Raw genomic sequence first — 13,674 nt, 5'->3', positions numbered from 1 at the left:
TCATGCCGCACTCCGCACCGCGCCCCCGTATCGCCGTGTTCGGCGCCGGAAGCATCGGCTGCCACCTGGGCGGGCATCTGGCGGCGGGCGCCGATGTCACGCTGATCGGGCGGCCGGCGGCGATGGACACCCTGCGGGCCGTGGGCCTCACGCTGACCGGGGGCAATCGCCCGGCGGTCCGGGTGGAGCCCGCGGCGGTGCGGTTCGCCACCACCCCGGACGCCGCGGCCGGCGCCGACTTCGTGCTGCTCACCGTGAAGTCCGCGGCGACCCGGGACGCGGCCCGGGAGCTGGCCCCGCACCTGGCCCCCGGAGCGGTGGTGGTGAGCTTCCAGAACGGGCTGCGCAACGCGGAGGTGATCCGGACCGAACTGGGCGTACCGGCCGGGGCGCGGCACGGCACCGGGACGGCCGCCGGAACGGAGACCGGGGCCGGGGGCGGCCCGGGCGCCGGGCCGGGCCGGCGGGTGCTGGCGGGGATGGTCCCGTACAACGTGCTGCGGATGGAGCCGGGCCGGTACCACCAGGGCACCGGCGGCGTCCTGATGACCGACGACGACCCGGCCGCTGTCCCGCTGACGCGGGCGCTCGGCGCGGCCGGTGTGCGGATCGAGACCCGCTCCGACATGCGGGAGGTCCAGTACGCGAAGCTGATGCTCAACCTCAACAACGCCATCAACGCGCTGTCCGGGCTGCCGTTGCGGGACCAGCTCGGACTGCGGGACTTCCGGCGGTGCCTGGCACTCTGCCAGCGCGAGGCGCTGGCGGTGTACCGCGCCGAGGGGGTGCGGCCGGCCCGGCTCGGTCCGGTGCCCGCCACCTGGACGCCCCGGCTGCTGCACCTGCCCGACGGTGTCTTCCGCCGGCTGGCCGCCGCCATGCTCGCCTTCGACGCCGAGGCGCGCTCGTCCACCTGGGAGGACCTCCGGCGCGGCCGGCCCACCGAGATCGACAGCCTGCAGGGGGAGATCGTCGCGCTGGCCGGACGCCATGGCCTGGCGGCCCCCGCCAACACCCGCCTGGTCGCCCTGATCCGGCAGGCCGAGGCGGCGGGCGCGGACCGGGCGCGGACCTGGACCGGTCCGCAGCTGCTGGCCGAACTCACCGCCGCCGGTGCGGTCCCGGGCGGCCGCGCCCGGTGACGCGCCGGGCGGCCACGGCTCCCGGGGGCGCGGCCCGGCGACCCGGCGGAGTACCGCCGACCGGGCGGGTGCCGTCGCCCGGTGACGTGCCGTCGGCCCGGCAAGCGCCGCCGATCGGACGCGCGCGGCTGCCCCGGGAGGCACCGCGGGGGGACGCGCCGCCGACCCGGGCACGGGCTGCCGATCGGACACGCGCCGCCGATGGGACGCGCGTGGCTGTCCCGGGAGGTACCGCCGGGGGCGCGCCGCCGGACGCCGGCGGTCCGCGGCGGCGGAGCAGCCGCACCGGATCGCCGCGGCGATGGTGCTGCGCCGCCGCCCGCGCCGGACGCCGACGGGCCGCTCGGACGGTCCCGGCCGACGACCCGGCCGCGTACCAGCTTTGGGTAAAGCGCATATACGCGGAAATCGATGAACGGTTAACCTCCGAGCGCGCCTGAGCGCGGCGCGGCAGGGCGTCACGGAGGGCGGTCGGCCGGGCGGTTGAGCTGCCGACCGGCTGGAGGGGAACTCGACAGGGGTGGCCATGCCCGTGCAAGGGGTCAGACCGCAGGAACCCGCCCGGGACCCGGAACTCGCGCCGCGATGGGCCGAGTTCGGACGGCGGCTGAAGTACCACCGCCGGCGGGCCGGGCTCACCCAGCACCAGCTCGGTCTGCGGCTGGGCTACCACCACACGCTGATCAGCAAGTGGGAGAGCGGCCTGCGGGAACTGCCCGCCGGGCTGGTGCGGCACCTGGACTCGGTGCTGGCGACCGGCGGCGAGCTGTCGGCGATGGTGGCCGGGGCGGCCACCGGAGCGAGTTCCCCGCGGTCGGCCACGCCGCTGGAACCGGGCCTGTTCACGCCGTTGCCCGCGGCGCGCCGCGCCGTGGGCGAGCCGCCCCCGCCGCCCCGGGCGCCCGCCGTGGACGACTGGCCCGCCCGGCTCTCGCCGCTCCGGACCCCGTGCCCGCTGCACGGGCCCGCCGACTGCCCGGTGCCGGCCCTGACGGACCTGCCGGCGCTGCTGGCCGAAGTGCACGCGGCGGGCACGGCGCGGGTGCCGGTCGCGACCGACCCGGACGTCGTCCACGGTCTGACCGCACTGCTGGACCACTGCTGCCACGTCACCACGCACACCACCTCGACCGCCGTCCTCGGCACCGTGGAGCAGGCGCTCCGGTCGGTGGTGGCCTGGGCGGAGGTGGTCAACGCGGCGGGCCGGCCGCCGTGGGAGCAGCTGCGGCTCGGCTCGTCCTACGCGCAACTGGCCGGGCGGCTGCGGATGCACCGCGGTCAGAGCGCCATCGCCATGGCCTGGTTCGGCCACGCGCTGCGCTGGGCGGAAGCGGGCGGGGACGTGGCGGTGCGGGCCACCGTGCTGGTGGACATGAGCGTGCTGGCACGGCTGGACGGCGACGGGGCGTCGGCGCTCGGCTATGCGCAGGCGCTGGGCGCGGTGGACGGGCGGCGCGGCTGGGTCGCGATGCTGACGCACATGTACCAGGCCCGGGGGCTGGCGCTGCTGAGCGAGGGCACCGAGAGCCGCCGGCAGCTCACGCTGGCCCGGCGCGGGCTCGCCCGGCTGGACCGCCGCGACCTGGAGGAGGCCCCCTGGCTGCTGGGCGGCGGCGGGGACCTGCGCATGGAGTCGGCGGCCGGCGGGGCGCTGCGGGACCTGGCCGCGGCGGCCGGGGACCGGGCCACCGCCCGGCGCGCGGTGGAGGCCACCAGCCGCGCCCTGGGCCGGCTGCCGGCGGGCATGCTGCCCGCGCGGCTGCTGCTGACGCTGCGGCTGGCGGACTGCCACGCCTGCGCCGGTGACCCGGACGCGGCGCTGGCGCTGGCCGCTTCGGTGCTGGACGAGGCGGGGCCGGCCCGGCGGCTGACCGTCGCCCGGGAACTGCGGGGGCTCGGCGACCGGTTGACCGGCGGCTGGGGCGAGCTGCGGGAGGTGCGGGAGTTCCGCGAGCGGTGGGCCGCGCTGACGGCGGACTGACCCGCGTCCCGCCGGGCCGGGCCCACGGCCTGCCCGGATGCCGTACCGGGGCCCGCCCCGGGGGTCGTCACGGGTGCGTCTCGGATGCCGTCCGGGTGTCGTTCCGGTGCCGTTGCGGGTGCGTCCCGGACCTCGTCCCGGGTGCCGTTGCGGGTGCGTCCCGGACCTCGTCCCGGGTGTCGTTGTCGGTGCGTCCCGGACCTCGTCCCGGGTGTCGTTGTCGGTGCGTCCCGGACGCCGACCCGGGTGTCGTTGTCGGTGCGTCCCGGACGCCGACCCGGGTGCCGTTGCCGGTGCGTCCCGGACGCCGACCCGGAGGCCGTTACCGGTCGGTCCCGGGTGCCGCCCCGGGTGACGGTCCGGATATCGGTCCGGGCTTGCCGGATTTTGACAAATGCGGATCGCGGCCTGACTTCCGTTGACGTCGTGGGTGCCGGGATGTGACTGTTCGGCCGCTACGTCATGGACATGCCGCTTGGGTGCCGTCGATGTGCGACCCGGACCACCGGGGTCGGCGGCGCACCGGGGGCACGGCCGTGGCACGGCGATCCACCCGCACCTGAAGCGCATCGGCGTGCGCACCACCCCGCGCGACCACGCGCGAACGTCGCACGACGACGCGTGCACCACCTCGCGCAGACGATCCGCGCGAGGAGACGCCAACCCCCACAAGGAGCCATGGTGCTACGAAGACTCACGGTGGCCGGCCTCTCCGTGGCCGTCACCCTCGGAGCGGCCACGCTGCCCGCTCTGTCGACGGCCTCCGCCACCCCCAGGGCCGACTCGCCCCCGAAGCCCGTCAGTCCGGTCGCCCGGGCCATATCCGCCGCCGACAAGGCCGCCGCCAGCGGTCTGGACGCCCTGGCCAAGGGCCCGGAGGAGCGGTACGACCGCACGATGGTCACCCCCTGGGTGAACGGCCTGTACTCGGTCGCGTACGACCGCACCTACCGCGGTCTGCCGGTCGTCGGCGGCGACGCGGTGGTCCTCGCCGACGGCAAGGGCGCGGTGCGCGCGGTGCAGTCGGCCGCCAGAACGAAGATCTCCGTGCGGACCACGCCCAAGATCAGCGGCGCGGCGGCGGAGAAGACCAGCCGCGCCAAGCTGAAGAAGGTCCAGAAGACCGACTCCCGCCGCCTGGTCGTCAAGATGCAGGACGGCAAGGCCCGGCTGGCCTGGGAGACGGTCCTCACCGGTGCCACCGCCAAGGCCCCCAGCCACCTGTACGTCTACGTGGACGCGACCACCGGCAAGGTGATCGACACCTACGACGACGTCCGCGCCGGCAGCGGCACCAGCAAGTGGAACGGCCCCAGCCCGCTGACCATCGACACCACCTCCTCGGGCGGCCAGTACCAGCTCAAGGACCCGGGCCGGCCCGGTCTGAGCTGCGCCGACTACAGCACCGGCAGCGTCTTCACCAAGTCGTCCGACAGCTGGGGCAACGGCAATCCCACCAGCAAGGAGACCGGCTGCGTCGACGCCATGTTCGCGGCCCAGAAGCAGTGGGACATGCTCAAGAACTGGCTCGGCCGCAACGGCCACAACGGCAACGGCGGCAGCTGGCCGACCCGCGTCGGGCTCAACGAACTCAACGCGTACTGGAACGGCTCCAGCATCACCATCGGCCACAACCAGGCCAACGAGTGGATCGCCGGGATGGACGTGGTGGCCCACGAGTACGGCCACGGCATCGACCAGAACACCCCGGGCGGTGCGAACAACGAGAACGGCCTGGGCGAGGCCACCGGTGACATCTTCGGCGCGCTGACCGAGGCGTACGCCAACCAGCCCGCCCCGTACGACACCCCGGGCGACTACCTGGTCGGCGAGATGATCAACCTCACCGGCAACGGCCCGATCCGCAACATGTACGACCCCTCGCGGCTCGACGACCCCAACTGCTACTCGGCGTCGATCCCCAACACCGAGGTGCACGCGGCGGCCGGGCCGCTGAACCACTGGTTCTACCTGCTCTCCGAGGGGTCCAACCCCGGCGGCGGCAAGCCGACCAGCCCGACCTGCAACAACTCCACGGTCACCGGCGTCGGCATCCAGAACGCGGGCAAGATCTTCTACGGCGGGATGCTGCTGAAGACCAGCGGCATGACCCACAAGAAGTACCGCACCGCGACGCTGACCGCGGCGAAGAACCTCGACTCGACCTGCAACCTGTTCAACCGGACCAAGGCCGCCTGGGACGCCGTCAGCGTTCCCGCCCAGACCGGTGACCCGACCTGCACCGGCACCCCGGCCGCGGACTTCTCGCTGGCGGTCGGCCCGGCCTCCGGCAGCGCCAACCCGGGCTCCTCGGTCACCACCACGGTGTCCACCACCACGACCAGTGGTTCCGCGCAGACGGTGAACCTGTCGGCGTCGGGTGCCCCGGCGGGTGTGACGGTGTCCTTCAGCCCGGCGTCGGTGACCTCCGGCAGCAGCTCCACGATGACGGTCGCCACCACGGCCTCGGCCGCGCCCGGCACCTACACCATCACCGTCACCGGTACCGGCAGCACCACCCACACCGCGCAGTACACGCTGACCGTCGGCCCCGGCACCCCGGGCGGCGGGACCGCCCCGGACATCGACGTGGCCAAGGTCCAGGCGCACCTGACCGAGTTCCAGGCGATCGCCACCCGCAACGGCGGCAACCGCCGGGCCACCGGCCAGGGCTACAAGGACTCCGTGGCCTATGTGAAGGGCAAGCTGCAGGCCGCCGGCTACACCGTCACCGAGCAGCCGTGCACCTCCGGCTGCACCAGCGGCGCCGGTCCCAACCTGATCGCCGAGTGGCCCAAGGGCGACGCCGGCAACGTGTACATGTTCGGCGCCCACCTGGACAGCGTCTCGGCCGGGCCCGGGATGAACGACAACGCCTCCGGCTCCGCCGCGCTGCTGGAGACCGCGCTGGTGCTGGCCGAGAAGAACCCGACGATGCTCAACCGGGTCCGGTTCGGCTGGTGGACCGACGAGGAGCAGGGCCTCAACGGCTCGGACTTCTACGTCCGCTCGCTCTCCGCCACCCAGCGGTCGCAGATCAAGGCGTACTACAACTTCGACATGATCGCCTCCACCAACGGCGGCTACTTCATCAACCACATCACCTCCGCCGCCGCCCAGCCGATGAAGGCGTACTGGGACTCGCTCGGACTGCAGCCGGAGGAGAACACCGAGGGCGCCGGGCGCTCCGACGACTACTCCTTCGAGCAGGTGGGCATCGCCACCTCCGGGTACGCGATGGGCGCCAGCGCCCGGAAGACCTCGGCGCAGGCGAGCAAGTGGGGCGGTACCGCGAACAGCGCGTACGACCCCTGCTACCACCAGTCCTGTGACACCACCAGCAACATCAACGCCACCGGGCTCAACCGCAGCACGGACGGCATCGCCTACACCCTGTGGAAGCAGGCCGTCGGCGGCTCCACGCCGGTCAACGACTTCTCGCTGTCGACCAGCCCCGCATCGGGCAGCGTCGACCCCGGCGCCAGTGCCACCAGCACCGTCTCCACCGCCACCACCAGTGGTTCCGCGCAGACGGTGAACCTGTCGGCGTCGGGTGCCCCGGCGGGTGTGACGGTGTCCTTCAGCCCGGCGTCGGTGACCTCCGGCAACAGCTCCACGATGACGGTCGCCACCACGGCCTCGGCCGCGCCCGGCACCTACACCATCACCGTCACCGGTACCGGCAGCACCACCCACACCAGCACCTACACCCTCACCGTGAAGGGCGCGGGCGGCTGCCAGGCCGGCCAGCTGATCACCAACGGTGGCTTCGAGAACGGCACCACGGCGTGGACCGGGAGCACCGGGGCGATCGGTGCGCACTCCGGACAGAGCGCGCACAGCGGCACCCGGTTCGCCTGGCTGGGCGGCTACGGCTACGCGGCCACCGACACCATCAACCAGACGGTGACGGTCCCCGCCGGCTGCGCCAAGGCCACGCTGACCTACTGGCTGCACGTCGACACCGACGAGACCGAGGACGTCGCCTACGACAGCTTCAAGGTCAAGGTCGGCAACACCACCCTGGCCACCCTGTCCAACACCGACGCGGCGAGCGGCTACAGCCAGCGCACGGTGGATCTCAGCTCGTACGTCGGGCAGCAGATCACGGTGACCTTCACGGCCACCGAGGACGCCAGCCTGCAGACCAGCTTCGTCGTGGACGACGCGGAGCTGCGGGTCAGCTGAGGTGAACGACGCGCCGCCGGGCCCGCAGACACGGGGCCCGGCGGCACGCGGGGGCGGGGACCGGGGCCGGTCCCCGCCCCTTCCGTGTCCCGCCGGCCCCGCCGGGGCCTGCCGGGTCCCGCCGGGTGCTTCGGGGCCCTTCGGCGCTTCGGGGCCTGCCGGGTCCTGCCGGGTCCCGCCGGGTGCTTCGGGGCCCTTCGGCGCTTCGGGGCCTGCCAGTTCCTGCCGGTTCCTGCCGGGTCCTGCTGGGTTCTTCGGGGTCTTCGGGGTCTTCGGGGTCCTCCGCTACCGGTGCTCGGGGTTGGGGAAGTCGAAGCGGCACCCGGCGTCCCACTCCGAGCGCTGGTTGCCGTACGCCGGGACCCCGCCCGCCCCCTTCAGCAGCGCCGCCAGGTGCATCAGGTTCCAGGCCATGAAGGTCGCGTTGCGGTTGGTGAAGTCGTTCTCCGGGCCGCCGGAACCCGGATCGAGGTACGACGGGCCCGGCCCCGCCTCGCCGATCCAGCCGGCGTCCGCCTGCGGCGGCACGGTGTACCCCAGGTGCTGGAGGCTGTAGAGCACGTTCATGGCGCAGTGCTTGACGCCGTCCTCGTTGCCGGTGATCAGGCAGCCGCCCACCCGGCCGTAGTAGGCGTACTGCCCCCGGTCGTTGAGCAGGCTGGAACACGAGTAGAGCCGCTCGATCACCCGCTTCATCACCGAGCTGTTGTCGCCCAGCCAGATCGGGCCGCCGAGCACCAGGATGTCGGCGGCCAGCACCTTGCGGTACAGCTCCGGCCAGGCGTCGGCGGCCCAGCCGTGTTCCGTCATGTCCGGCCAGACCCCGGTGGCGATGTCGTGGTCGGCGGCGCGCAGCGTCTCGGTGGTGACGCCCTGGGCCGTCATCACGGCCCGGCTGCGCTCGATGAGCCCCTCGGTGTTGCTGGGCTCGGGGGACCGCTTGAGCGTGCAGTTGACGAACAGCGCCCGCAGCTCGTCGTAGCGGGCGGCGCCCGGCGTCGGGGCGGGCGGGGCGGCGGGGGGATCGGAGGCCATCGGGGTCCTTCGGTACGGGGCGACGGGCGGCGGAACCCCATGATCACCTCAGTTGTGCTGGTTTGTCGGTAATGAGGGCCTCGCGGTGCGTGGTGCCGGAGGTGCCGGAGGTGCCGGGTGCGCGGCGCGTGGTGCTGGTGCAGGTGGGGCGTGCGGGGTGGTCCGTGGCTGCTGGTGCGACCGGACGAGGAAGTGGCTAGCGTGAAAACAGAACTCGTCCTCCGATCGAGGTGGCACCGATCCGGACCGCCACCGGCACGAGCCGACACAGAAGCGGGCGTGAGGGAGTCAAGGCCATGGCTGCGCAACCGGAAGGCACCCCCTGCTGGGCCGACGCGACGTTCGCCGACCTGGAGGGGGCCAAGAGTTTCTACGGCGACGTCCTCGGCTGGACCTTCGGCGAGAGCGCCGAGGAGTACGGCGGCTACACCCAGGCGTACTCCGGCGGGAAGGCCGTGGCCGCCCTCGCCCCACCGATGCCGGGGCAGGACGACACCTCCTCCGCCTGGTGCCTGTACCTCGCCTCCCCGGACGTCGCGGCCACCGCGGGCAAGGTCCGCGACCACGGCGGTGAGGTGCTGCTGGAGCCGATGCAGGTGGGGGAGTTCGGCTCGATGCTGCTCGCCCGGGACCCGTCCGGCGCCGTTTTCGGCGTCTGGCAGGCGAACCGGCACGAGGGCTTCGGGAAGCGCGGTGAACCGGGTGCCTACGCCTGGGCCGAGGTGTTCACCCGGGCCCCGGAGAAGGCCGACGCGTTCTTCCCCGGCGTCTTCCCGTACCGGGTCAAGCGCATCGAGGACGAGCACGTCGACTTCACGATCTACCAGGTCGGCGAGGACGCGGTGCTGGGGCGGATGAAGATGACGGAGGAGTTCCCGCCGGAGATCCCCCCGTACGTCAACGTGTACTTCGGCGTGCCGGACTGCGACGCGGCGGTGGCCAAGGCGACCGAACGCGGCGGCCGGCTGAACTTCGGGCCGATGGACAGCCCGTTCGGCCGGTTCGCGGCGGTCGGCGACCCGCAGGGCGCCGCCTTCGCGGTGATCGACATGTCCACCACCAAGGGTGAGATGCCCACCATCGTCGACGCCTCCTGACCGGCCGGCGACGGGCGCCGCGGCCCCTGCGGTGGCGCGCCGGCTGAACGCGGGTGAACGCGGGTGAACGCGGGTGAACGCGGGTGAACACGGGCGACCCCGCGGCCGTCTCCGGGCGACGGGGGTACCGGAGACGGCCGCGGGGTGTCAGCGGGCCGGCGTGCGACGGCGGTCAGCCGGGCGCCGGCCGCCGGTCAGTGGTAGGCGTGGACCACGGCGTGGCCCTTGCCGCGCGAGATGAGCCAGCGGTTGATCGGCACGGTGAGCACGAAGGCGGCGGCGAGCGCGAAGGCCAGTGCGCCCCAGAACAGCCAGCTGGCCAGGCCCGCGTCCATCGCGCCCGGGACGGCGATCATCACCGAGTTGTCGATGATCTCCATGACGAGGATCGAGACGGTGTCGGCGGCCAGCGCGACCTTGAGGGCCTGCCGCACGGGGAGGCCGGCCTTGAGCACGCCGCGCATGGTGAGCGCGTAGCCGAAGACGAAGGCCAGCGCGACGGCGAGCGCGATGGTCGCGCCGGCCGACAGCCCGAGGGCGGTACCGATGATCATGCCCAGGATCTCGCCGATGGCGCAGCCGGTGAGGCAGTGCAGGGTGGCCTGCGCCGCGGTCCGCCAGGACGTCGCTCCCTGTCCCATGTGACCCGTGTGCCCCGCGTGGCCGCCGTGACCCGCGTGGGCGCCGCCGTGCGCCGTGTGTCTGCCGTGGTGGGCATGGCCGGTGTGTGGGCCGTGTTCCGAGTGGCCGCCGTGGGCGTCGGCGGCCCCGTGCCGGGCGTGCTGACCGTGGTGAGCCGGGTGGTCCCCGTGGGTGCCGTGGTCCCCGTGCGTGCCGTGGTCGGCGTGCGACGCGTGGGTGCCGTGCTGACCGTGGTGGGCCGATGCCCCGGGGTGACCGCCTGAGTGTCGCATGACGAATCCCGTCCCTTCGTGTCGCGGGCCCGCTGCCCGACAACAAGAACGCTATACCCCCCAGGGGTATTCCGACAAGAGGTTTCCCGGGAGCGGTGCGGGTTGCCGCCCCGCCCTCCCCTTCGGCGTCGACACTCGGGCTTCCATACCCCCTAGGGGTACTGCTATCTTCACCGTCGTCCGATACCCCTCAGGGGTATCCAAGAAAGGGGAGAGAGCATGTCGACCACGGTCGATCCACGTCGCTGGTGGGCACTTCTGGTGCTCGCGGCGGCCCAGTTCATGGTGATCATGGACACCTCGATCATCGGGGTGGCCCTTCCCGAGATGCAGCAGGACCTGGGGTTCTCCCAGGGTGATCTGCAGTGGGTGTTCAACGCGTACGTCATCGCCTTCGGCGGTCTGCTGCTGCTCGGCGGACGCCTGTCCGACCTGCTCGGCGCCCGCCGCGTCTTCGTGGGCGGCTGGGTGGTGCTGATCGCCGGCTCGGTGGTCGCGGCAGCCGCCCAGACGGCGTGGGTGGAGGTGGCGGGCCGCGCCGTGCAGGGCGTCGGCGGCGCGCTCATCGCCCCCGCCTCGATGACCCTGCTGATGATCCTCTTCAGCCACGACCCCCGGGAACTCGGCAAGGCCATGGCGCTCTACGGCGCCGCGGCCCCGGCCGGCGGCACCGCCGGCGTCTTCCTCGGCGGCGTCTTCACCGAGTGGATGAGCTGGCAGTGGGTGTTCATCATCTACGTGCCGATCGGCATCGCGACGCTGCTCGCCACCGGGCTGCTGCCGGCCGTGGAGCGGCGCCGGGGTTCGGTCGACCTGCTCGGCGCGACCGCGGTCACCGCCGGTCTCGCGCTCGCCGTGTTCGCCGTGGTCCGCGCCCCCGAGGTCGGCTGGGGCGCGACCGAGACGGTGCTCGGGCTCGCCGGGGCCGTGGTGCTGCTCGCCCTGTTCCTGATCCTCCAGCGGTCGGTCAAGGCCCCGCTGATGCCGCTCGCGGTGTGGCGGACGCCGGGGCTCGGCATCTCCAACCTGGCCATGGCGCTGCTGGGCGCCGCCTGGATCCCGATGTGGTACTTCCTCAACCTGTACCTGCAGCAGGTCCTCGGCTACCGGTCGTTCGCCAGCGGCGCCGCGCTGCTGCCCATGACCGTACTGCTGATGATCTTCATGACCACGCTCACCGCGAAGCTGCTCGGCCGGCTGGGCGCCAAGCCGCTGATCGTCGGCGGGCTGCTGGCGCTGGCGCTGGGCCTGGTGTGGCTCTCGGCGGTCGAGCCGACCGGCACCTTCCTGGTGGACGTCCTGCCCGCCTCGCTGGTCGCCGCGCTGGGCATGTCGCTGGCCTACATCCCGGCGATGATGACGGCCATCTCCGGTGTCCCGCAGGAGCAGGCGGGCCTGGCCTCCGGCATCGTCAACACCACCTACCAGGTGGGTTCCGCGCTCGGTCTGGCCGCGCTCACCGCCCTCGCCACCTCCCAGGGGGCCGGCGAACTCGGTGACCTGCCCGCGCTGACCGACGGCTTCAGCGCCGCGTTCGTCGCCGCCGCGGCGATCGCCGGCGCCGGGGCCCTGCTCACCGCGCTGCTGATGCGCGGCGGGAAGCCCGGGGCGGCGCCCGCCGGGGAGCAGCCGGGGGCGGCGCGCGGCGAGTCGGTGTCCGTCTGACCCGCCGGACGCCGGGCGGGCCCCGGCGCTTCCGGCCGGCGCCGCCGGGCGCCGGGAGACACCGAAGCGGGGCCGGCCCGGTGCCGGCCCCGCTTCGGTTCACCGCCGCCGGCCCGCGGCCCGCCGTACCCGGCGCGCCGCGGCCGCGGGCGGTCAGCCCTCCTGGTCCGCCTGGTGCGGGGCGCGCTCGATGCCCAGCTCCTCCCAGACCTGGTCCAGCGCCGCGACGAACCCCTCCACCTCCGCCGGGGAGTGCACGGCGCCCGGCGCGACGCGCAGGATCTCCTGGCCGGCCGGCACGCTCGGCGCGTTGATCGGCTGGACGTAGGCGCGGTGCCGCTCCAGCAGCAGCGCCGACGCCTGCTTGCACAGGGTGTCGTCCCGGACCAGGACGGAGACGATGTGCGTCTGGTCCGAAATGAAGGGGATCCGGCGCTCCCTCAGCAGCCGGTGCATCAGCTGGGCGTTCTCCCGCAGCCGCTCCCGCTCGACGTCGGAGGAGCGCAGGTGCCGGACCGCGGCGAGCGCGGCGGCGGCCACCGCCGGGGGCAGCGCGGTGGTGAAGATGAAGGAGCGGGAGAACATCCGCACCGCGTCGATCACGGCCTTGGGCCCGGCGATGTAGCCGCCGGTGGTGCCGAACCCCTTGGCGAGGGTGCCCATGACCACCGTGAAGTCGTCGGCCAGTCCGTCCCGGGCCGCGATACCGGCGCCCTGCGGGCCGTACATGCCGACCGCGTGCACCTCGTCGATGAAGGTCATCGCGCCGTACCGCTTGGCGATGTCGGCGATCTCCGCGAGCGGGGCGATGTCGCCGTTCATCGAGTAGACGGACTCGGCGACGATGAGCTTGGGCACGTCCGGGTCGGCGGCGGCGACCAGCTCCTCGAGGTGCGCCGTGTCGTTGTGCCGGAATATCTGCTTCCGGGCCTTGCTGTGGCGCAGCCCGTCGATGATGGAAGCGTGGTTCAGCGCGTCGGAGAAGACGACGCAGTCCTCCATACGGCCCGCTATGACGGAGAGCGCCCCGTCGTTGGCGGTGTATCCGGAGGTGAACAGGAGGGCGTCCTCCTTGCCGTGGAGTTCGGCGACTTCCTTCTCCAGGAGCACGTGATAGTGGTTGGTACCGCCGATGTTCCGTGAACCACCGGCGCCCGCACCGTACTTGTCCACCGCGCCCTTCATGGCGTCGAGGACCGCCGGATGCTGCCCCATACCGAGGTAGTCGTTGCTGCACCAGACGCTGATTTCGGAGACATCCCCGTCGCCGTCCTCGCGTACGCTGGCCGCGGGGAACTGACCGGCGAGCCGTCCGATCTCCAGAAACTCCCGCTTTCCGCTGTCGGAACCCTCGGTGAGGCGCGAAAAGAGGTCCAGATATTGGGTCGTCACGTCCACTCGCTTCGCTTTTAGGTTACAAGAGACTGCGTCACCACATGAAGAGATGCCCTGGCTGCCCCGGCATGCCCGGGTAGCGGCGGCGTCGCGTGGGAAAACACGGCTCGCGACCCTCGGCGGGGACGACGGGTAACCCAAGCCGCGTGGGCAGCATACTCCCCGCTTCGGCGTCCAATCCGCTGGCCACCGCCCTGTTCCCGCCCGGTTCCGGGCAGCCAACTCGAACCCCGCGCCGCGTATGTGACGAGAGATCA

General features: G+C 73.1%; 8 protein-coding genes. 5 read left to right on the top strand and 3 right to left on the bottom strand.

The features are described 5' to 3' along the window. The first annotated feature begins 2 nt into the window (after positions 1–2). The 3 genes from ACH4B3_RS13315 (at position 3) to ACH4B3_RS13305 (ending at position 7,311) form a co-directional block, all read left to right on the top strand. On the top strand, positions 3–1,142 hold the full coding sequence (locus ACH4B3_RS13315) for a 2-dehydropantoate 2-reductase (protein ID WP_398462932.1): 1,140 nt from the start codon (positions 3–5) through the stop codon (positions 1,140–1,142). A gap of 526 nt (positions 1,143–1,668) precedes the next feature. Continuing rightward, the gene (locus ACH4B3_RS13310) at positions 1,669–3,123 is read left to right on the top strand and encodes a multiprotein-bridging factor 1 family protein (RefSeq protein ID WP_398462931.1); all 1,455 of its coding nucleotides are present in this window, start codon (positions 1,669–1,671) and stop codon (positions 3,121–3,123) included. A gap of 678 nt (positions 3,124–3,801) precedes the next feature. Continuing rightward, complete coding sequence (locus tag ACH4B3_RS13305) at positions 3,802–7,311, top strand: M28 family peptidase (protein ID WP_398462930.1); 3,510 nt, start codon at positions 3,802–3,804, stop codon at positions 7,309–7,311. A gap of 285 nt (positions 7,312–7,596) precedes the next feature. Here the strand turns inward: ACH4B3_RS13305 and ACH4B3_RS13300 are convergent, their stop codons facing one another. Next, a complete protein-coding gene (locus ACH4B3_RS13300) occupies positions 7,597–8,346 on the bottom strand; it encodes a flavodoxin family protein (RefSeq protein WP_398462929.1) in 750 nt (249 codons plus the stop codon). Between the two features lie 296 nt (positions 8,347–8,642). Between ACH4B3_RS13300 and ACH4B3_RS13295 the strand changes: the two genes are divergently transcribed. Beyond that, on the top strand, positions 8,643–9,443 hold the full coding sequence (locus ACH4B3_RS13295; RefSeq protein WP_398462928.1) for a VOC family protein: 801 nt from the start codon (positions 8,643–8,645) through the stop codon (positions 9,441–9,443). A gap of 194 nt (positions 9,444–9,637) precedes the next feature. Here the strand turns inward: ACH4B3_RS13295 and ACH4B3_RS13290 are convergent, their stop codons facing one another. Further along, a complete protein-coding gene (locus tag ACH4B3_RS13290) occupies positions 9,638–10,084 on the bottom strand; it encodes a DUF4396 domain-containing protein (RefSeq protein WP_398462927.1) in 447 nt (148 codons plus the stop codon). A 492-nt stretch (positions 10,085–10,576) separates the two neighbouring features. Here ACH4B3_RS13290 and ACH4B3_RS13285 point away from each other — a divergent pair, with 492 nt between their 5' ends. After that, a complete protein-coding gene (locus ACH4B3_RS13285) occupies positions 10,577–12,022 on the top strand; it encodes an MFS transporter (protein ID WP_398462926.1) in 1,446 nt (481 codons plus the stop codon). Between the two features lie 153 nt (positions 12,023–12,175). Here the strand turns inward: ACH4B3_RS13285 and hemA are convergent, their stop codons facing one another. Then, a complete protein-coding gene (gene hemA, locus ACH4B3_RS13280; RefSeq protein WP_398462925.1) occupies positions 12,176–13,414 on the bottom strand; it encodes a 5-aminolevulinate synthase in 1,239 nt (412 codons plus the stop codon). Between the last annotated feature and the right edge of the window lie 260 nt (positions 13,415–13,674).

Source organism: Streptomyces sp. NPDC018031, from assembly GCF_044327625.1.
GTDB lineage: Bacteria > Actinomycetota > Actinomycetes > Streptomycetales > Streptomycetaceae > Streptomyces.
This window is presented reverse-complemented; position numbering and strand designations above follow the sequence as displayed.